Consider the following 21,350-nt stretch of genomic DNA (forward strand, 5'->3'; position numbering starts at 1 on the left):
GGCGAGGCTTTTCGATGTCGGGACTCTTCGTTTTAGGATTTCCCGCCTCGGTGGAGGCCCGGGAAGTGGCCGACGGCCCGGTGCGGGAGCTTGTGGCCGGCCGCGAGGGCAGGGCGGAGGTGGGGGAACTTGACCCCGTGCGGGTGTCGGCGGCCCATGATCGCGACCTTCTGTTGCGGTGCGGCGACCGACTCGGCCGAGATCGTGCCAGGGGTGGTCGAGGTCGTTGCGGGTGCCGCGACCGTCGTGACGACGGCCGAGGTCGCTAGGGCCAGGGTCGTGGGGGTCGAGGTGTCGGCGATCGCCATCGCGGAGATGGTGGAGGTCGTTGCGCTTGTCGAAGTCGCGGCGGACAGCATCATGGCCGAGGACTTGAGCACGACCGGCGTCGCGGCGGGGGTCGTGCTCACCTGCCCGACGAGGTCGACGGCGAGGATGACGATGTTCCCGTTGTTGCTGGGGAGCGTGAGCGAGGCGACGGTCTTGTTGGGGTCGAGTGCGATGGAGTAGCCGTAGACGTAGAAGGAGAGTCCGGAGCTCTTGCCGTTGGGAGTGTTGCGGTAGGCCATCTGCTTGACGATGGTCTCACCGGGGGCACCGCCGCCGGAGGCCCAGTCGCTGAGCTTGATGGTGACGGCGGAGGTGGTGCCGTCGTTGTAGGTGACGATGAAGGTGCCGGACTGCGCGCCGTTGACGGCGGCCCCGAGGAACTGGATGGAGGAGTAACGCCCCTGGGTGAGCGGGATGGAGACGGGCTGTGCGGCGGACTGGACGACGTTGTAGGAGCCAGGTCCGGTGATGGCGAAGTCTGAGGAACCCCAGGTGATGGAAGACCCGAGGAGGTCTGCGGAGTAGGAGTTGCCCGCTCCGTCGATCCCGGAGAAGTTGCTGCCGCTGCCGGCGAGGGTATTGGCGTTGGAGGTCGTCCCCACCGCGTTGCCCGTCAAGGGGACCTGCCCGGGGCCGTAGCTCTGCACGCTCGTCGCCGGCAGGGCCACCTGGTCGACGGCGAGGATGACGATGTTCCCGTTGTTGCTGGGGAGCGTGAGCGAGGCGACGGTCTTGTTGGGGTCGAGTGCGATGGAGTAGCCGTAGACGTAGAAGGAGAGTCCGGAGCTCTTGCCGTTGGGAGTGTTGCGGTAGGCCATCTGCTTGACGATGGTCTCACCGGGGGCACCGCCGCCGGAGGCCCAGTCGCTGAGCTTGATGGTGACGGCGGAGGTGGTGCCGTCGTTGTAGGTGACGATGAAGGTGCCGGACTGCGCGCCGTTGACGGCGGCCCCGAGGAACTGGATGGAGGAGTAACGCCCCTGGGTGAGCGGGATGGAGACGGGCTGTGCGGCGGACTGGACGACGTTGTAGGAGCCAGGTCCGGTGATGGCGAAGTCTGAGGAACCCCAGGTGATGGAAGACCCGAGGAGGTCTGCGGAGTAGGTGTTGCCGGCGCCGTCGATGCCGGGGAGGGCGTTGCCGTTCCCGGCTCGAGTGTTGGAGTCGGAGGTCGTCCCCACCGCGTTGCCCGCCAAGGGGGTCTGCACCGTGCCGCTCGAGGTCGACATGGCGGCCGAGCCGACCATGTTCATGGCCAGGACCTTGACCTTGTCATTGGAAGGGAGCGTGACGCTGACGGCGGTCTTGCTCGAGTTGATCGGCAGGGAGTACGCATAGAGGTATGCGTTTGTGTTGCCGAGGACCTGGGTCGATCCGCTCGCGGTGTTCAGGAGCCCGGTGGCCGCGATCGTCTCGCCGGGCCCGGTCGTCCCGGCGCCGGTGTAACCGCCGATCCAGTCGCTGATCGACAGTGTGATGAGGTCTCGGGAGCCGTCGGAGTAATTCACCACGAACGTGACGGTCTGGACCCCACTGCTCGAGGCCGCCAGCAGGGCGATCCCGGCGTATTGGCCCGAAGGCAAGGCGATCGACTGTCCCTTCGCCGCGACCTCGTCGTTGGTGTTCACCCGACCGAGGAGGAAGTTCGCCTGGCCGAAGTCGACCTGACCGGGGAGCGAGCTCGACGAGTAGCTCGTCCCGGTGGGGCCGAACTGCCCCGCGACCGTGCCGTTGGGCGAGGTGATGCCGACCTGGTTGTACTGGCCGCTCAGGTCGACCACCGGCGAGGAGGTGTTGACCGGGATCGCGCTGTTCTGGTTGAGGACGATGCTGCCGTTGACCAACGCGGAGACGACCTGCAACGAGTAGGAAGGGGCGGCGACCCCGACCCACTGGATCGTGTTCCCCTGGATCGTCAGGTCGAGGTCTCGGGGATCGCTGAACCCGAGCGCCCCGGCGGCGAGGGAGACGACGTTGTTGGCGATCGACCCGTAGTAGCCGCCGGTCCCGACGACCAGCGGGGCCAGGACGTTCCCCTGGGCGTCTCGGTAGACCGTCGAGTAGATGAAGTCGTTATCGTCGATGGTCAGGAAGGCGTACGATCGGCCGAGCGTCGTCTTGGTGAACGCGTCGTCGATCGAGACCCGGATGCCGCCGATCGCGTCCTTGATGATGTTGTCGGTGATCACGACGCCGGCCATCGGGTTGTACGACCAGCCGTCGAAGGGGCCGCTCCCCGACGTGTAGCTGACCTGGGCCCGGATCGCCTGGCTGTATTGCCAGCCGTTCGAGTTGATGCGGGTGCCGTCGCCGATGAAAGTGTTGTCGCTCACCGTCACGCCGAAGAGCCCCGACGTCAGCACGAGGGCCGTCGAGCTCGTGCCGCTGACGTCGAGGGTGTTCCCGATGATGTTGTAGTCGCGATACCCGTAGGAGATCGCGATGTCGTAGCTCCCGGCCGGCAGGGTCGCCATCCCCTGGAGGATGAGATAGATCGTCGAAGAGTCGGACGACTGGAACGTCTGGGCGATCGTGTACCACTGGCCTGCGTTCGGGCCGTTGAGGATGGTGATCACGCTGCCGCTGCCGGGCAGGACCCCGAGCATGGCCGTCGGGAGGGCGATGAGCGTGCGGTCGGCCGAGAACTTGAGCGCCGCGGTGTTCCCCTCGAAGAGGTACGAGTACCCTTCGGTGAGGATCACCTCGGGATGGTTCGGGACGTCTCCGGAGGTGCCCGGGGGGACGATGCCGACCTTCACGTCGTTGTTCTTGAGCGTGATGTTGTATCCGCCGTAGTTGGCGGAGAAGAGGCCGTAGACGTCGCCCCCGGTCGTGTAGCCGGGCATCGAGGTGACGACCGTGTTCCCCTCGATGTCGACGTCGATCGGGTTGTTGATGTTGAAGACGCCCATGCACACCGTGCCCGCGAGCGCCCCGACGTAGGTGTTGTTGAGGATCGACCATGGGCCGAACCGCAACGACATCCCTCCGCCCAGTAGGGTGTTGCCCACGATCGTCCCGGAGGAGTAATACCCCATCGCGATGTCGAGCATCGCGTTGGGTTCGGTGTTGCCCGGGGCGGTCGGTGCGGTGGGGTCGATCACCGCCTGGATGTTCAGGCCGATGATGTTGATGTCGACCCGGGAGGCCTGGCCGAGCTCGAAGCCGTCGATGATCGCCGACTGATAGGTGTCCCTGCCGAAGGTGAAGCCCAGGTGGGTCGGCCCGGTGAAGCGGACCTGGAACCCTTGGAGGGTGACGTGGCTCGAGTGGATCTTGATCGCGCCGTCATAGGTGCCGGTCGCGGAGAAGTTGAAGAGGAACGTGACCTTGGGGTCGGCCGCCTTGAGGATCAGGCCGGAGTTCACCTGCAACGTCTTGTCGAAGGTGTAGATGCCCCCCGTGACCCCGTCGTTGAAGACGAAGTTGGTGTAGCGCGGGCTGCTGCCCGGCTTGGCCATGTCCAGGAGCGTCTGGATGTCGACCGTGTGCGTCCCCTTCGCGTCGACGTAGCTGACCCTGTCCACCTGCGTGCTGGGGTAGACCTGGATCGGCGCCTGGCCCGCGATCACGTTCGTCTGCGGGTCGCGGAGGTTGGGGTTGGTCTGCGACGAGGAGGCGACGAACGGGACGACGTAGTAGTTCGAGTCGTTCTTGAGCTGGAACCGCACCAGCATCGTCGACCCGCCCTCGGGCCGGACGGAGTTGAACCCGAGGTCGAACGAGGTCGAAGAGAGGCGCGTCGGGTAGACGTTGAAGACCGAGTTCCCCGGGTTCCCGAGGTACCAGGTGTTCCCCGCGACGTCGCTGATCTCGATCGACTGGAAGTTCACCCCGGCGGGGAGATTCGAGACGGTCAGGTGGGACGTGCCGTAGGTTGCGTCCTGGCTGCCCAGCACCGCCGTATAGGGGGAGTTCGTCACCACGGTCGCCGAGGACGGCGAGCTCGCCGGAGCCGGCCGGCCGAGGTTCGTCGGCTTGATCGTCGAGGTGTTGAACGTCGAGGTGACGTTATTCACCGCATACGCGAGCGCCATGTTCAGCGTGCTGCCGGTGGGCAGGGACATGGTCTGCGTCTGGTCGGCGCTCACGACGGTCGGGTTGATATAGATGTCGATTGTTTCGGTGGTGTCGTTCGGCCCGACGGGCTGCACCTTATAGACGACGTTCGGTCCAAGCTGGGCGTTGTTCCCGAATACCCAGGTGAAGTCCGAATCGGCCGGGTCGGAGATCGTTAACGACTGGATCGGGGATGCGACTCGGTTGGGCGAGGCCCCCGAGGTCGGCACGCCCGACACGATTATATGGAGATCCGGGACCCCGTCTGGGCCGACGGCCGCCGTGGGCCCGACCATATCGCTCCCGTCGACCCCCGCATAGCTGACGGTCACGTTCGAGAGCAGGCGCCGGCATTCCAGGTCAACGACCGCGGGGCGAAAGCTCTGCCCGTTCGAGTTCTTGGGGGATCTCAAGGGTCTGATCTCGTCTACGTCGGTGCATCATCCCTGAGATGGAATTCTCGCTCCTTGCCCGAGAATTCGAGTTTCGAAGAGGGCGCAGCATGGACGCTGCCCTCGACCGGGTTGGTTACGCAAACGGTCAGGGAGTGTGGTCAGGAACCCGAAGTCGGCTCCGGCCCGCACGGGCACCGTGCGGCCCTCGCAATGGTCAAGCCGGGGACTAAGGGGTACCGGCCGTCGGCCGACACCGAAACGGGAGAGGCCGACCCTTCGGGAACGCTCGGCCCGATCAACTCGGGGCCTTGCCTCCCTCCGGGGGCTGTTCGACGAGATATCCGCGGAGCGGCCCAAGGCCGTGCACGTCGACCTTGTGCACGCACCGAGGTCCTTGGTCGACCAACGCCTCGCGGCGACGGCGACCGATCTTCTGCTATTTTAAGCGAAAGGGATCGCTTGGATTCTGATAGCAGCGGTCGAGGGTGCGACTCTGCACAAAGGGCAGGAACGCAAAAGGTCTGCGAGCCCACCACCCCCCACCTGTTGTTCGAATAGCATACAAGAATGGAGTCGAAAAGTCCAAGAGAAAATCGGTAAACTGGGGGTCTTGGGTTGCAAGGTCCACCTGTGTGTCTTGTGAGCATTTTGCCCCCGGTGTCCCAACACTCGGTCGGCGTTTCGGGACGCCGTTGCCGCTCTTGGGAATCCCAACGGACATCGCTTCCTCGCGAGTCAAGCCTTGTGTTGTGGTATTCAAGAAAAATAAAGAAAGAAAACGTTGGGTTATTGAGCCGCTCGTCGGATCGTCGCAACCGTCAGTACTGCCATCATTCAAACAATAGGACATCTTCCCACGCTCTTGGGGTATTTTCTGGGAAAGACCGGGTCGTCCATCACAGAGAGATTCGTGCTCGGAGGAGTCCGGAAACGTCCTGATTTGGTCTAATTTGCCATCAAAAAAGAGGTTATGGTGAGTCTTGGCCTGTCACAACAGACCGCCTGATCGTTCTGTTAAATTTCCAAAACGTGTCCTTTGAGGGGGGGGCTGACTCGTCGGTCGGGCTCGATCGCTGGTCGGATTGTAGGGATTAAAAGGGGTCGCTAAGACGGGACGATGGGCTGGTTGTGTTGTTGCCTATTTCAGTGTCGCGACGTCCGTCTTAGGGACGCCTCCGCGCTTCGACAGCGGGATATCCCTGGTCTGTTCGCGTGGCAACGGCGAAGTCCAAGGGCCGACCGGGTTGGGGAGACGCGGCCCTCTACGGATGTCAGGATTGAGCGTGTGTGGATCGATGGGGCGAGGGGGGCGGAGGCCCGTTTCGGTCTGGACATCCCGGGCGTTGGGGGGTATCGTCCCGCCACACGTCCGACGCTCATCACCTCGACGAACTTCCACCTATATTTCCAGCGGATTGACGCGGTTTCGAGACCGCAAAGGGACGCGAGGATGGCCGGGCTGAAGGGCCTGGCGGACATTCCTCGCGATGCGACGCCCGCGCAGGAGGCTCGGGCGTCGGGTGCGTGTCGGAGCCGGGGTTGTTATTCCTAATTTGTTGGGTCGTGGAGGGGAAGGGATGCCTCCCACTGCATCGAGAACCGTGGCCGCCGGTTGGTCGAGCCTGATCCTGCCCGTCACGATTGTGGGCGCGATCCTCGTGTTCGTGATCCCGGTGCCGCCGGCGGTGCTCGACTTGCTGCTCGCGGCCAACATCACGTTGTCGATCCTCGTCCTCCTGACGACGCTCTCGATCCGGAGCCCGCAGGAGTTCAGCGCCTTCCCGACGATCCTGCTGACGACGACCCTGACCCGCCTGGTCCTCAACGTGGCGACGACCCGTCTGGTCCTGACCTACGGGGGCAAGGAAGGCCTCGACGCCGCGGGGCGGGTGATCCGGGCCTTCGGCGAGTTCGTCAGCGGCGACCACGTCCTGATCGGGGCGATCCTCTTCGCGATCCTGGTCATCATCCAGTTCGTGGTGATCACCCGGGGGGCGACGCGAATCAGCGAGGTGGCCGCGCGGTTCATGCTCGACGGCCTCCCCGGGCGCCAGATGGCGATCGACGCCGACCTGCACGCCGGCCTGATCGACCAGCACGAGGCGCACCGGCGCCGGGAGTCGGTCTATCGCCAGGCCGACTTCTTCGGGGCGATGGACGGTGCGGGCAAGTTCGTCCGCGGCGACGCCGTGGCGGGCATCATTATCATCGCCATCAACATCACCGCAGGTCTCTATCTCGGGATCGTCGAGAATGGGATGGACCTGGGGATGGCGGTCAACGTCTTCACCAAGCTGACGATCGGCGACGGCCTGGTGAGCCAGGTCCCGGCGTTCCTGATCTCGCTGGCGGCCGGTTTGATCGTGACCCGGTCGTCGACGGAGACCGACCTCGGCCAGGACATTGTGGATCAACTCTTCGGGCGTCGAGGCGTCCTGGCGGTCGCGGCGGCGTTCCTGGCCGTGCTGTCGTTCACGCCGCTGCCCAAGCTCCCGCTCCTCGGCCTGGCGTCGGCCCTGGCGGCCGGGGCCTACTGGCTCGGGATTCGCCCGGTCGAGTCGACACCGGCGGCTTCGCCCGACGAGGTCGCGGACGTGGCCCCGTCGGCCGAGCCCCCGGCGGATCGGATGGAAGACCTGCTCCATGTCGACCCGCTCGAGCTCGAGATCGGCTACCGCCTGATCGGCCTGGCCGAGCCGACCCGAGGGGGAGACCTGCTCGACCGGCTCCGGACGATCCGCCACCGGGTCGCCAAGGACCTGGGCCTGATCGTGCCCCAGGTGCGGATCCGCGACGAGATCGGGCTGGGCCCTTATGACTACCGGCTGAGGATCCGAGGGACCGTGGTGGGGCAGGGGATCGCCTATGCGGGGAGGCTCCTGGCCGTCCCCCCGGCCGGCCTGGTCACCCGGCCCGACGGCCGGGACGGGGTCGACCCGGTGACCGGCCAGCCCGCCGTCTGGATCCACGCCGACGGCCGCGAGGTCGCCGAGCTCGCTGGCTGCCGGATCCTCGAGGCCTCCGCGGTCGTCGCCGGCCACTTCGGCGAGATCGTCCTCGGACATGCCGACGAGTTGATGACTCGCGAGCAGGTCGGCCGGCTCCTCGACCGCGTCCGGGTGACCTCGCCCGCGCTCGTCGACGAGGTTGTGCCGGGCCTGCTCCGCGCCGGCGAGCTCCAACGTGTGCTCCAGAACCTGCTCCGCGAGCGGGTGAGCATCCGCGACCTCGAGACCATCCTCGAGACCCTGGCCGTGCACGCGGGGCGGATCAAGGATACCGACGCCCTCTCCGAGCACGTCCGTTGCGGCCTGGCGCGTCTGATCACCGAACAGTACAAGGGGGCCGATGGTCGCCTGCGGGTGGTCTCGCTGTCGAGGATGCTCGACGCCAGGCTGGTGGCCGCCGGCAACCAGGTCGAGATGCGGCCGGCGACCGCACTCGGCGGCGAGGCGACGCGGAGCATCGTCCGCGCGGTGGCCTCGGCCGTCGGGGTCCTCGTCGAGGCGGGCCTGCCGCCGATCGTCCTCGGCTCGGCCGAGGCCCGGCCCGTCCTCAAGGACCTCACCCGCGCCGACCTGCCGCGACTCGTCGTCTTGAGCCAGCGTGAGATCCCCCGAGATACCCCGGTCGAGACACTCGGGGTCGTCGTCGAGGAGGCCCACTCGGCCGTCAACTCGTTCTCCACGGCGGTCGCCGTGACCTCGTGAGCTTGGGACGATGGTCGGACTGGCCTCGGGTATGAGCGGAGTGGATTGAGGGAGACGGCGACGGCGACGGAGTCGATCAGACCATCCGGCCGAGGGCGTGGTGCCCCTGGCGAGACCACGGGATCGAGGGCTCAATGACCCCAAGAACGTACCGAGCGGGGACGATGAAGGAAGCCCTGGCCCAGGTCCGGAGGGACCTCGGCGGAGGCGCGGTCATCCTGGGCACTCGCGAGGTGCGCCGACGTCGCCTCTTCGGCCTGGGGTCCCGCGAGCTGATCGAGGTCACCGCGTCCGAGAGCCAGGTCGTCGGCCCGTCGGCCACCCCGTCATCGAAGAAGGCCTCCAGGGCCGCCACCTCGGGGAAGGTCGCGCCGACCATGTCCTCGACGGTCGTCTCGGCCCCGACGGTCGCGTCGGAGGCGCTCCACGCCCAGTTCGGCGACCAGCTCAGCCGCTTGCACGCGATGGTGGAGGACCTGAGCCGGCACGGACGCATCGACCATCTCTTGCCGGACCTCCCCGGCGAGCTCGTGCCGACCTATGCCCAGCTCCTCGAGGCCGAGGTCCCCGAGACCCTGGCCAGGCGGCTCGTCAAGTACGTCGCCGATCGCCTCGAGCCGGAGCACGTCCATCGTCCCGACGCCGTCCGCGACGCCCTGTGCGAGGCGGTCGAGTCGTGCGTCCCGATCGCCCCGCCGATCGCCGCGGTCGTCGGCACCCGTCGAGTCGTCGCGCTCGTCGGGCCGACGGGGGTCGGGAAGACCACGACCGTCGCCAAGCTCGCGGCCAACTTCAAGCTCGCCCACGGCTTCCGGCCGGGGCTCGTCACCGTCGACACTTACCGAATCGCCGCGATTGAGCAGCTCCGGACCTACGCCGAGATCATCGACCTGCCCCTCGCCGTCGCGAACGCCCCCGGCGAGATGCGCCGGGCGATCGACGAGCTCGGCGACGTCGACCTCGTCCTGATCGACACCGCGGGCCGCAGCCCCCGCGACGAGGTCAAGATCCGCGAGCTCTCCGACTTCCTCCACGCCGCACAGCCCGACGAAACGCATCTGGTCCTCAGCGCCGTCGCCGGCGAACGGAGCTTGCGCGCCGCCGTCGACCGCTTCTCCATGGTCCGCGCCGATCGCCTCATCCTCACCAAGCTCGACGAGGCCGACGGCCTCGGCGGCGTCCTCTCCGTCCTCGGCCAGGCCAACCGCCCCATCAGCTACCTCACCACCGGCCAGGCCGTCCCCGACGACATCGAGCCCGCCAATCGCCGACGACTGGCGCGGCTGATCTTGGGGCATGAGAATTTGGAGTAAACAGTAGACAGTAGACAGTAAACAGAAGGGGGGAAGAGAGAAGGCAGGAGAGAGGAGAAGACACCCCACGAAGCTTTCAGGCGACCCGGGGCAACTCGTTCCCACGGTCCCCGTGGGAATGCCGTCTTCGACGCTCCGCGTCGGTATTGGTATTTCGTGTCGCAAAGCGTTCCGGAAGAGGGCCTCGCGGGGCCGTAGAAAAGAGAGTTTCCGGATGCATTGCGGCAGAGAACCGCTCGAAGCGCTGAGATTCCGCCTGTGAGTCACAAGTCGCGAAGTATGAGTAAGGCTGTTGACCGGATTCTATAAACGATGTAAGGAGTGGCCTTTTGGGATCGCAGCGTTTCGAGGATGTATTGGTCTGGCAAAAGGCTCACGCTTGGGTATTGTCTGTCTATCGATTTACGGAGCGATTCCCTCGTCATGAACTGTTTGGACTGACGTCGCAATTTCGCCGTGCTGCCGTCTCGATACCCGCGAATATCGCGGAAGGGTTCAAGAAGATAGTCGGCGTGATAAGGTGCGATTTAACAATATTTCACAAGGCTCTTTGGAAGAGTGTCGCTATTATCTCATCCTCGCTCGAGACCTAGGTTATGGAGAAACGTTCGAGTTAAGTGAGTCTCTAGACGAGGTCGGCCGAATGCTCTCATCCTACATCCGAGCCATCACATCCTACGACGACCGAGACCTCTCTTAATTCGACTTTTTCGCAGGCGACGCCCTCACATCCAGCTCTTCTCCCTTCGCCCGTCTCTACTCTTGTCCCTTATGCCTTTCAAGTGTTGGCCAAATCGGCCGATTCTCGTGTTGTCCCTACTCTTGGACGCCTTTATGCTCTCGATCTGTAAACTCCTGATGACAACAAACAACCGACCGCCTCTTTTCTCGTGCGTCCTACTCCCTATCTCCTGATTCCTCTCTGCTCCCTACTGTTTACTGTCTACTGTTTACTGTCTACTCCCTAGAGGATTCCATGTCCGACCAAGCCGACGGACTGCGACAACTCGTGAGGGCACGCTCGGGGACGGCGGCGTTGGCCGAGCGTCCGGGGCTGTCCCGCAAGGCCGAGGCCGAAGGGGAGGGAGAAGGGGAGATAAGGGCCGGTGTGCGATCGTTGCTCTTAACGAGCGGGAAGGGGGGGGTGGGGACGTCGAACCTCGCCCTGAACCTGGCGATCGCGCTCGGTGAGCTTGGCCGACGGGTCGTGCTGGTGGACGCCGACCTCGGCCTGGCCAATATTGATCTACTCTGCGGCCTGGCGCCGTCGAGCGACCTCGGGGACGTGCTCGCGGGGGATTGCCCGCTGGCCGAGGCCCTGGTCTCGGGCCCCGGAGATATCCGGATCGTGCCCGGGGCGCACGGGATGCGGACCCTGGTCGACATCCTCGACGACGGCCCGGCGCGGTTGGTAACAGAGCTCGCGGAGCTGGAGGCGGGGGCCGACTTCCTCCTCGTGGACGCCGGCTCGGGCCTCGGGCCCGGGATCGCGACCCTGGCGGCGGCCTCCGAGCAGGTCGTGATCGTCACGACCCCCGAGCCGACCTCGATGGCGGACGCCCACGCGGTGATCGGTCGCTTTCGACGCCTCGTGGGGCCGTCCCGGCTCCGGGTCGTGGTGAACCAGGCGACCTCGGCGTCGGAAGCGTCCGACGTCATGGCACGCCTCGCCGCCTCGAGCCGGCAGTTCCTCGGGACCGTCGTCTCCGGGCTCGGGTATGTCCGTGCCGACCCGCATGTCCCCCTGGCGGTCCGGATGCGTCGGCCCTTCGTGGTCGCGTACCCGACTTCGGTCGCCTCGAGGGGTGTGCGCCGGCTCGCCAGGGATCTGGTCGAGGAATGCCAGCCGACCGCGAATCGACGTCCAGGCTTTTTCGCCTCGCTTGCCGCCCGTTGGGCGCTAAGCCGGCTCGCCCGCTGACGGGCGTACGCTTGAGCTTGAGCTTGGTTTTGGACAGGGCAGGTCCGAACGATGGATGGCTGCGAGGTGTCGCCGGGGTGGGGATCTCCCGGAGGATGCCGACTCTAACGAATCTTTTTTCGGCGCCGTTCAAGCGGGTTCCGCCGATTGTCCGATAGATGAGGATAGATTGGGTTCCTTGGACCGCGAGAGGATCAGGGCAGGGAACGGACTCGGACCTCGATCACTCGAGGGACGCCCGTCCCGCGACGCCGCCCCGAACGGCGTCTGCCCCGACGAAGCACATGGATGTGCCCCCTTTCGCGAGGCCGACATGGAGGTCAGGATGTCAACAAAGCTGGACGTGGACGTGACGGAACTCTGGCGGGAGTTCAAGGAACACCCCACCACGCCCTTGCGCAATCGTTTGGTCGAACGGTACTTGCCACTGGTCAAGTACAACGCCGAACGGATCTGGCAGCGACTCCCCGAAGGGGTCGACCTCGATGACCTGATCTCGGCGGGCGTCTTCGGCCTGATGGATGCGATCGACGCCTTCGACCTGGGCCGCGGGGTCAAGTTCGAGACCTACTGCGTCCCCCGGATCCGAGGCGCCATGCTCGACGAGCTCCGGACCATGGACTGGGTCCCCCGGCTCGTCCGCTCCAAGCACACGAAGATGGAAGAGGCCCGCAAGTCCCTCGAGGCCCAGCACGGCCGTCCCCCCACGGACGCCGAGCTCGCCGAGCGCCTCGGCCTCCCCCTCGACGAATACGAGAAGATGGCGATGGACGCCAACGCCGTCGGCCTCATCAGCCTCAACAAGAAGTGGTACGAGACCGACAGCTACAAGGATGTCCGCGAGATCGACATCCTCGAAGACAAGAAGGGCGAGGACCCCACCCGTCGCCTCCAGCGCAAAGACCTCATGCGGATGGTCACCAAGGGCCTGAACCGCAACGAGCGTCTGATCATCATCCTGTACTACTATGAAGAACTGACCATGAAGGAGATCGGGGCGACCCTCGACCTGAGCGAGTCGCGCGTCTCCCAGATGCACTCCTCCATCATCCAGCGCCTCCAGTCCCAGCTCTCGACCCGCCGCCCCGAGTTCGGCACCTGACCGATCGATCGGCCCCGCCGCCGATCGAACGCCAGCCAGCCCTCCGAACCCCATCCTCGCTTCCGGGCCCGTCCCGGCGACTCCTCCCCTCCAGGTGGGAGTCGCCGGGACGGGCTCCCGCGCTTTTCGAAGGCCAAGCGTGGGGCTACCGTGCAAGCTCCGCGAACGGCCGGTTGGCGGGGCACTCCTGCCCCGCATCCCAGGCCGAGTTCGAGGGAGACGCACCTGCTCAAGGACGCTCGGCACACGTTCTGAGTGAAACTCGCTTCCGCCTGGCCATCCGCTCAGCTATCCTCGTCAGATGTTAGACAAGCCACCCTCAGACCACGCCGACCACGCCGAAGACTTCAGCCGACGCGACGCGCAGGAACTGGACATCGCCGCGGGCGAGACTGTGGTCGATCTCGGCATCGACCCCAATCGCTTCGCTGCCCTCGACCCAGAAGACCTGCAACGCAAGACATTCCTCCCCGACGAGAGGACCGTCGGCAGCCTGGGGCCGGGCGACACCATCACGCTCGACAGCGGCGTGATGAACCCGGACGCCATGGACGCCCCCCCCACGACAAGGAGACGGGCGACTACTGGCGGAAGCTCCGGCTCCGCGACCGGATGCAGGCTGCCGGGGCGCACGAGTATGAGGAATACGAGGGCGGCACCCACGAGGAGGCGTTGAGGCGCGGCCCGGATACCTCGCTGCCGGTCAGTGAACCGGCGAGGGAGATGCTCAGGAAGATGCGGGACGGCTGGCGAGGGAGGTGACGCCGGCTTCGGTCAGGCGGTATGCCGATTCATCGCCGCCCGTCATGGTATGGAGCGGCATCGCCAACCCGGCGGCGGCGAGCTCGCGGTAATAGTGGCGGGTCTCATCCGTGACGTCCACCCGCTCGCGGTCGATTCGGCGTCGGAGCAGGTCGAGGGCGGCAGAGGTGAGGGTGATGGTTTCCATGGTCGAGCCTCCTTGGGAGGTCATCTTATCCGCTCCGGCGGCGGGGGACGAGGCTAGAGGAGCCACGAAACAGTTGTTGAGCATCCTGTCGACGCAGAGATGTCCGCTCAGCTTTGCTCTCCCCACTCGGGTTCAATTCATCCCGCTTCTGGCCCTCTTCCCAAGACTTCGCCCGACCGGGCCAATTCCATGATCTTCGCCCTGACGGAAGGAGCTAGGAGTTGCCATTCTGCGACCAACTCGTGCAACGCCGCCGTTCAAACGCTACGGATACACCCGTAAGAGAATTTGTTGCAATCGCAATTCTGAAAAGACGTTTACGCTTCTCAGGGCGTGGGTGCATTTCCTGTCGCATCCATTGAACATATCCAGGCACCTGTGGTACGCCACAGGTGCCTGTTTCTTCCCCTTAGGCTGAGGGTACGGAATGTGTTCGCACGAAGTTGACTTCAGCTCCCTTACGATTGTCGATATTTGTTATGTCCCCTTTTCTTGTCCCCGCCGATCGAGCGCCAGCCCTCCGACTCCGAGCCCAATCCTCGCTTCCGGGCCCGTCCCGCCGTCTCCCCCCTCCAAGTGGGAGTCGCCGGGACGGGCTCCCGCGTTTTCGAACTATGCGCGGCTTGTAGCAGGGAGCGTTCTGTGCCACCTGGCTGGCCACCAACTCGCCACTACGCTAAGCGAAGGGGATGAGCAGGGTGAGCATGACACGCGCTGCCAAGCGGCTCGGGATTTCCGAGGAACGCGCTTACGCGGAACGGCACCGGCACCAGCAACTTTACAGCGGTTAACGCAGGCATATCGCACAGAGTGAACGGTTCCGCCCGAAATCTAAAGCTATCAGCCAATTCTGTTGTGTGAGATGTGGCTGAGAACCGCTGTAGACCATGTCCTCGGCCGCTCGCAACGACTCGACCAAGCTCAGGCCGGGAGCAGTCCAGGCATGCGTTCCAGATATCCTCGGAATCTGATACACGCGTCAACCTCGTCGGGCCAGGTGAGCAGGTTGCAGCCCGGAGCCAGGTCATAATGCGAGCCGGGATGCCCCTCCTCGGCGTTGATCGCCAGGGAGTTGATCGGCGGCCAGCCGTTCGTTGCGCAGTATTCGGCGATTTCTTGGAGAAACTTGCCGGGGTATCGCGCCAAGTGCGGCACTCTCGCCCTCGTGCAGAGTTCAAGGTACGCGATGATGCATTGACTTCGCGGCGGAGATGTTCCGTCATCGCGTGCGCAGACCAGGCGGTGATGATCCAGCAGCTCCTGAAACAAAGCGATCGATTCAGCCTTCATCGAGATACTCCTGTCAAAGACGTTCGACCGTGCACCTTTCTCGACCGCACCCTCGAAAAACGAAAAAGCCCGGACAGCGGCGCCCTATCGCGCCACCGTCCGGGCCTTGTTTTCAGCTTACAAGGGTTCGGACGACTCCAAGGCGGGGGTTGCCCGCCGAGTGGGTCACCCGAATCGTAGGAGTCAGCTTTCCGAAATCAAGACTGGGCGCGACGACTATTCGGTTCGCGGCCGATTCGGATTGCAAATCTCGGGATGCTCACGGCACACGCGCTCGGCGAGTTCGAAGTCTTGCTTCTCGCAGAACACGTACTGCGTGCTCGACACCACCTGCATGGAGTTGTATTGCTCGACGGCTTCAGGCGGAAATTCGACCGTCCTTCGCTCGAGTTTAACGAGTTCATCCGACAAACCTCTCCGATCGAGCATCATGAGGATGAATTCGCTGTTCAGCGGATACGCATACTCGAGCCCGACGCCGGGCGGCAGGGGTCGCGTCGTCCGGTTCTCGATCGGGTGAATCCGTCGCACGACCGGTTCGTCGGAGGTATAGAATGGCTTGTCAGTCGCGTTGTGGCCCACGATCCAAAGCAAGTTTGATAACTTTTCAGCGAATATGAAAATGCTATCGTCTTCAAACATCGATTGAGCGTGGAACGCCTCTGCGTATCCCTTGCCCATGGTGAACTTCCCCGGTGGCATACCAGGGTGGTTCTCCGCGTACCAACGATTCACGAAGTCTTGCATCACCTTCGCGTTCAGCTCCAGCATTGTGTCGCGGTGCCCTCTCGTTCGCATCAATTGGATCGCGACGAAATGCGCCATCGACATCCCCGTGTCCGGGGTTACCTGGCCGCGGCTCGCTTCAGCAAGGAAGGCGTCCAGGATCTCCTTGAACCGCTTCTCGAGTAGCGAGAACGTGGTCTCGACCCACTGAACCTCGTCCGTTGGATTGTGAAGTGTTGACGGTTCGAAGTCGTAGAAGTAGTCCGCCGATGCAGAGCTCTTGATGTTGGCCGGCCGAGACTTCTGATAGAGCTTGTTGAAACTGAAGAAACCGCCTTGCTCGTCGGCGAACCTTCGCAGATAGCACTGCGGCACCCAGTGCTGATTTTTCGTCTTCTGGTTAGGGTTGTCGGCCATCGCGCGTGCTCCATGTCGGCTGCAGATCAGATCATTCTAAGGGTCTAGAGGTTCGTCGGATGACGTTCGAATCGCACGCGCATACTCGCCGTGAAACGTGGTGCCCTTGTTTTCCGCGGAAGTTCGATTCTTCCAGGCCGTCGTCTTCAATCTCCATCCAGGAACGCCGCATAACCCGTGAGCCGTTCGGGCTCGATGGCCATCAACTCGTTCGCCGTCTTCACGATCTGCTGCCAGTCGCTGCCGTCGTTGACGTGGAATAGGGCCTTTGTCGCGGCTTGCTTCAGTTGAGCGGCGGTTAGGACATCGTCGCCGAGAAATTCGGCGTCTTCGACCGTGAGCTTTGCCGGAACTCGTCGAACAAGCTGAACCATCGAGCTCGTGGGTATGCTCGCAGGAATGGGCTCGTCGCCCATAGCGGGCACGAGTCCCACGGCCCGCTCAATTTCGGCCATGAGCCGATCGTCCACCGGAATCGAAGCCCCAGCGTTCGTCCCGTGGAGAACCGCGGTTGCCTCGGCCAGCATCCCCGCGAGCGCGACGGCTGCGGCATGAACTGCCGTCATCTCGTCCAGGCTCTCGGGGTCGAGTCTTGTGTCGCCCTCGTAGCGGCCTACGTCCTAGTAGATCTGCACGTATTCGACGTTCGTGGGGTCGATGCGGTGCGCAATGAGGGCGTGGCCAGCTTCGTGATATGCGGTCACTACCCGATCGTCCATCGAATCGTCCTCGTCGCCCCATCGATTCGGTCGGCTCCTCGCCCCGAGCCTCTCCTCAGACGCGCGTTGTGCGAGGTTCAAAGCCGGATAGACCCCGAGTGGGACCGATCCGATTTTTTCGGTTCAAGCCGCGATCCCTGGAGTTGTCGCAAGTGCTTGTCTCTCAAGATGATTCCAGCGGCCCGCCTTGTAATACGAGCGTAGCAGGAGGACGGCCTCCGCACTCGCCTTGTGCCAATAGATGCTCGGCCCTGGCGGTATTCGGCGATCAGCGTGGCGATCGACCCCAGCAGCTCTTCGCGAGGCGGCATTCTTCGCCTCTTTATTCAAGGAAGCCAAGGTCACCTACCGGCCAACTATTCTCTACGCGGCTCGCTGTGCGTCCGCCGTGGCGATCACTGGAAGAGCAGGAGCGTGTGGTAAACGTCGACCGGGCGGGAAAGCGACGGGCGCTCGTGCTCCGTCCGAAAGGTATGGGCGAGATCTTTCGTGACGATCGAAAGCCGCCAGCAGGAACCATTCAGCAGGCAGTGCGTGGGGCCATCACCCATCAGCTTCTTCTCGATCTTCTTGCCCCAATCATCGCAAGTGCCGGCCTGAACGTAACCCAGCATCCCCGCGTCGTCATGATGTCGCGCGTAATCGGCGTGGATGATGCAACCCAGACCCTTTCGTCCGACATACTGCCCGACAGGATAACCCTTCCCCAGCCGCTTCGCTTCGAAGTGGAATTGCGGGTGCGTGCCGGCGCGGACATTTGTGATTTCAATGTCAACTCGCGGCCGCCGCTTCCCTGTCTTTTTCGGATGGCTGACCGGCAGGTTATCGACGGCATGATATCTGTGCATCCAGGACTCCGCGCCGGGAGACTGGATCGCGGCGTTAATCGCCTCGACCAGCTTTTCGGTGATCACCTCCTCTACGGTCCCCTTGAAGGCCACGGGCGTCATCCGAGCGTATCCCCGAGCGACAAGACGGTGCGTATCGCGCAGGAAGCTTGCCCTGTAATCAGGACGGTTCGTGCTCGCCCCCACCTTCTTTGCGGCCTTAGACGCTATCGACATTGACCTGTTCGCCCCCCGAAATCGTTTCTCCGATGATCGAATCCGCATCGTTCAAGGCCTGGGCAGTGGTCCAGTGGAAGCGCTGGAGGGGCTTGAGAAGCATCGTCCTCTCGCCCTCCAGAACGATCAGCTTCCGATCGAAATAGACCCACTGGCTGACCTCGTGCCGGGCGAGATCCCTCAACTCCGCAAGGGATTCGGCCGTGAGCCGATCGGCGGATTCGATCGAGAGATGGATATGATCGGGCTCGCGGGGAGTGATTCGTGTTTCGACCATGCCTGACACGCCGTCGTGCAGGATTCTCACCGCATGCGTCCGTTCGGGGTCGCCGAGGAAGGTATCCAACTCGCTGGCGAGTGCGTGCGCGTAGAAGATTAGCTCGGGCTCTTCGGGGCGGTCCACGGCGGCCGCACCGAGCTTCCCTTCATCTAGCTCGATGCGTACCCTCGCCAGATCCGCGACAAGGCTGATTTCCTGGTGCGTGAGGCCCAAGGCAAAGTACGTCAACATGTTGAGTTTTTCGTCGATCTCGGACGGGCTCATGCCCGGCGCTTCGTCTACATCGTCGAAGAGCGTACGCTGCGCCTTCCACTCGCGGATCGCATGCGAGTGCAAATCAACCCAGGGGGCCAAATCCATCTCGCTCATCCCCACGAATGGGATGGGGATCTCCTTCAGGGAGCGAATTGTCGCAAGCTCCCGCTTCACGCCCCAGTCGGGCGAGGTGAAGAACTGATAGTAGGTCGCGAAGTCGGAAACCAAGAAGAGCGATAGTGCTTTGAGCAGGCTGTCGTGGTGCCGTTTGCCAGCGATACCGATCTGTCGTGGGGGAACCACCAGGAACTCATCCGTATAGACGGCGAACCGACGCGAGGCGTCAACGATGACATGGGGCGGGTAGCTGACAAGCAGTCCCTTCTTGCCGCCGCGAGTCCGCAGGTACGCGTTGTCGCGGTCTATTCTCCCGATCGCCTCCTTCGGAAACGCGAAGATTCGGCCCTTGCCGCGAAGAGGATCCATCTGGAGCACGTTCTTGTCGATCAAGTCCTCGACCAGCTCGGTGTCCTTCGTGCCTTTCGCCCGCAGCTGGACGCCCTCCTGAATCTCCACGCCGCTATCTCGGAGTGTCGACAGCGCCGGAAAGCGCTTCCTCACCGACCGGATGAGCCTCTCATCGCGGGGCGATCCCCACATCGCGACTTTCCATGTCAGCAGGTCGCCGAGGGCGGAATCCGCGGCACCCACCCTCCTGATCTCGCCGGCATTGATGACGATGTTCCAGGTATCTTTCCGCTTATTCGGATCGACCGGCCGGTTCGCCTCCTGGTTGGCGACTAACGGGGAGTAGATGAAACTGTCCTGGGGCGCATCGACGGGGGGAAGCGAGAAGTAGAATGCAGCAGCGGGGACGCGAGACTTGCCGGCAAATAGAACCTCAGTCAAGTTGGAAAAATTTGCGACACTCCATACATGAAATCGCTTGAACATTTCTTGCCGAAATCGTTCCGATTCGTATGTAAATAGTATCTTGGCGGGTAGAAGCAAGGCGGCGCAGCCGTCTTCCTTCAGCAAGCCGCCGAGCCGCCAGACAAATGCGTGTGCCGCCTGATTGCCGCCGGTCGGGTGCGTCTTCGCCTTCCTGACGATCCACCGCCGAACGTAACGGTCGAGATCTTCCTTCTTCTCTCCGGCCTCTTCCTCCGGCGGCCGTTTCACCTCGACCCACGGAGGATTGCCCACAACCCAATCGAACCGGTCATCCTCGTTACCGGCCCTGATCGGGCATTTGGGGGAGAAGAAGTCGCTCCTGAAGATGTTGTTGTTCTGGAGCTTGGGGATCTTGAACGACGGGTTTCTGCGCAGATCTGGCGGGTCGATGTAATCAAGCAGCGTCAACACCAGGCTGAGTTCCGCCACGCGGCAAGCGTCTTTGTCGCGATCTACGCCGTAGATGCTATCCGTGAGCAGTTGGCGAAGTTCGCTCGGCTTCAAATCGCCCCCATCCTCCCTCACCCTCCGCTCGATCAGCCTGCGGTAACACTGCACAAGAAATGCGCCGGAGCCGCACGACCCGTCCAGAACCTTCATCCCCGGTCTAAGCGGTTGCCGCGCCTCCAGTTCCTGCAGCATGAAATTGACGATCGGCACGGGCGTGTAATAGGCCCCTGCATCTTTCCCTTTGCCTTCCGCGTGCAGGAACTGCTCGTAGATGACGGAAAGCGTCTCGATCGGGATGTGGGAGAAATCGTATGGCTGAAAGTCGAGATGGAGCTGGCCGGTGATCGGATCGTCGCCCATGAACGCGCCCGCAACCCGCTCGATATGCTTCGGCGCGGGGGCACCGGTACCCGTGAGCTTGAGCGGGAAGACCGAACCGTTCAACCAATCCTCGAGCCGCCGGATTACGGAGCGCAGCCCCGTGACCGTCGCGTGGCGGCCGAACACGGTGTCGGGGTTGAGGCCCCATTCATCGAATTTCAGGGGAGACAGGATGCCGCGATCGTGCAGGTATCTCAAATACACATACTTGCCGATCAAGGCGTGGGCCGTGTTCTTCTGCAGCCCGTGGGAGCGCAGCCAGCCACCGAGCTTGCTGAGATTGTCCAGCAGCGTCCAATCGACCCGGCCGCGCGGGTCGATCCGCCGCTCCCACGTGCGCCAAACCTCGCCGCGGTCGATCTCTTCCGCCCGCAGTGTCCGCAACTGCTCGGCCACCTGCTTGAAGGCGACGGCCCCTTTCAGCACGCCCTCGCGTCCGGCGTCCGGGTCCGTGCCCGGCGTGGCTGTGCCGTAGTTGAAACCCGAGTACAGACGCACCGCATCGCGGGAGGCGACGAGGATGAAAGGGACGACGTTCTGGTTCCAGGCAAGCCGATGAATCTCATGCGGAAGGGTAGCTGCATCGCCTTGACAGACGTACACAAGCGGCACGATGCCGGGCTCATTCTCGCTCCCCGTGTCCTTCAGGGCGTAGATGCCCTTCAGCTGGCACCTGTGGGTTGCCCGCTGAAAAAGGTGGGAATACCCCGGTACGTCTCCGAACTCCCTCTCTTGAAGGAAGTTAGGCGATCCCTTGTAGCCAAGTGTTTCGAGGACAGCATCTACCGACATGGCGGCGTTCTGGGCATCTCGGTCCCTCGGGCTCTATCTCGACGCTCTAAAATACACGACGGGCGGCCCGCAGTCAGTCCCGCACCCCCGGCAGAGGCCAAATGTTCAGCAAAAAAAATCCGGGTCACACCTTCTATCGGAAAGGGGGGAGGCTAAAAGAGCCAGAATCGGAGGTGGACATTTCGACGCGGCCCTCATGCCCTTGGCCGGAGAATTTGCCCGGCCCAATTTCCCGAAGGCCGC

Annotated in this window: 12 protein-coding genes and 1 pseudogene; 5 read left to right on the forward strand and 8 right to left on the reverse strand. The window is 63.5% G+C overall.

Translation table 11 applies throughout. The features are described from left to right. Window positions 1-32 precede the first annotated feature (32 nt). On the reverse strand, window positions 33-4,802 hold the full coding sequence (locus tag ACYOEI_RS36550; protein WP_462855313.1) for a beta strand repeat-containing protein: 4,770 nt from the start codon (window positions 4,800-4,802) through the stop codon (window positions 33-35). 1,559 nt (window positions 4,803-6,361) lie between these two features. Here ACYOEI_RS36550 and ACYOEI_RS36555 point away from each other — a divergent pair. From ACYOEI_RS36555 to ACYOEI_RS36575, 5 genes and pseudogenes are all read left to right on the forward strand, one after another. Next, entirely contained in the window at window positions 6,362-8,494 is a 2,133-nt protein-coding gene (locus ACYOEI_RS36555) for a flagellar biosynthesis protein FlhA (protein WP_462855314.1), read from the forward strand. 134 nt (window positions 8,495-8,628) lie between these two features. After that, a complete protein-coding gene (gene flhF / locus ACYOEI_RS36560; protein ID WP_462855315.1) occupies window positions 8,629-9,807 on the forward strand; it encodes a flagellar biosynthesis GTPase FlhF in 1,179 nt (392 codons plus the stop codon). A gap of 329 nt (window positions 9,808-10,136) precedes the next feature. Continuing rightward, window positions 10,137-10,507 (forward strand): annotated as a pseudogene (locus ACYOEI_RS36565) (four helix bundle protein). 276 nt (window positions 10,508-10,783) lie between these two features. Continuing rightward, complete coding sequence (locus ACYOEI_RS36570) at window positions 10,784-11,728, forward strand: MinD/ParA family protein (RefSeq protein ID WP_462855316.1); 945 nt, start codon at window positions 10,784-10,786, stop codon at window positions 11,726-11,728. A 325-nt stretch (window positions 11,729-12,053) separates the two neighbouring features. Further along, window positions 12,054-12,830, forward strand: a complete 777-nt coding sequence (locus tag ACYOEI_RS36575; RefSeq protein ID WP_462855317.1) for a FliA/WhiG family RNA polymerase sigma factor — start codon at window positions 12,054-12,056, stop codon at window positions 12,828-12,830. 319 nt (window positions 12,831-13,149) lie between these two features. Here the strand turns inward: ACYOEI_RS36575 and ACYOEI_RS36580 are convergent, their stop codons facing one another. The 7 genes from ACYOEI_RS36580 to ACYOEI_RS36610 all read right to left on the reverse strand — a co-directional run bounded on the left by ACYOEI_RS36580 (window position 13,150) and on the right by ACYOEI_RS36610 (window position 21,107). Continuing rightward, entirely contained in the window at window positions 13,150-13,284 is a 135-nt protein-coding gene (locus ACYOEI_RS36580; protein ID WP_462855318.1) for a hypothetical protein, read from the reverse strand. Between the two features lie 273 nt (window positions 13,285-13,557). Then, window positions 13,558-13,779 carry a hypothetical protein gene (locus tag ACYOEI_RS36585; protein WP_462855319.1) on the reverse strand — a complete coding sequence of 74 codons (222 nt, stop codon included), beginning with the start codon at window positions 13,777-13,779 and terminating at the stop codon, window positions 13,558-13,560. 921 nt (window positions 13,780-14,700) lie between these two features. Continuing rightward, window positions 14,701-14,934 (reverse strand): hypothetical protein, encoded by a 234-nt coding sequence (locus ACYOEI_RS36590; RefSeq protein ID WP_462855321.1) that lies wholly within the window; start codon window positions 14,932-14,934, stop codon window positions 14,701-14,703. A gap of 351 nt (window positions 14,935-15,285) precedes the next feature. After that, complete coding sequence (locus tag ACYOEI_RS36595; RefSeq protein ID WP_462855322.1) at window positions 15,286-16,212, reverse strand: DUF4238 domain-containing protein; 927 nt, start codon at window positions 16,210-16,212, stop codon at window positions 15,286-15,288. 146 nt (window positions 16,213-16,358) lie between these two features. Continuing rightward, window positions 16,359-16,778, reverse strand: coding sequence for a hypothetical protein (locus ACYOEI_RS36600; protein ID WP_462855324.1), 420 nt, complete (start codon window positions 16,776-16,778; stop codon window positions 16,359-16,361). Window positions 16,779-17,326: 548 nt separating this feature from the next. After that, window positions 17,327-17,881: a hypothetical protein gene (locus tag ACYOEI_RS36605; RefSeq protein ID WP_462855326.1), complete on the reverse strand. Its 555-nt coding sequence runs from the start codon at window positions 17,879-17,881 to the stop codon at window positions 17,327-17,329. Window positions 17,882-17,978: 97 nt separating this feature from the next. After that, a complete protein-coding gene (locus ACYOEI_RS36610) occupies window positions 17,979-21,107 on the reverse strand; it encodes an HsdM family class I SAM-dependent methyltransferase (RefSeq protein WP_462855328.1) in 3,129 nt (1,042 codons plus the stop codon). Window positions 21,108-21,350 lie beyond the last annotated feature (243 nt).

This window comes from Singulisphaera rosea (assembly GCF_054877945.1).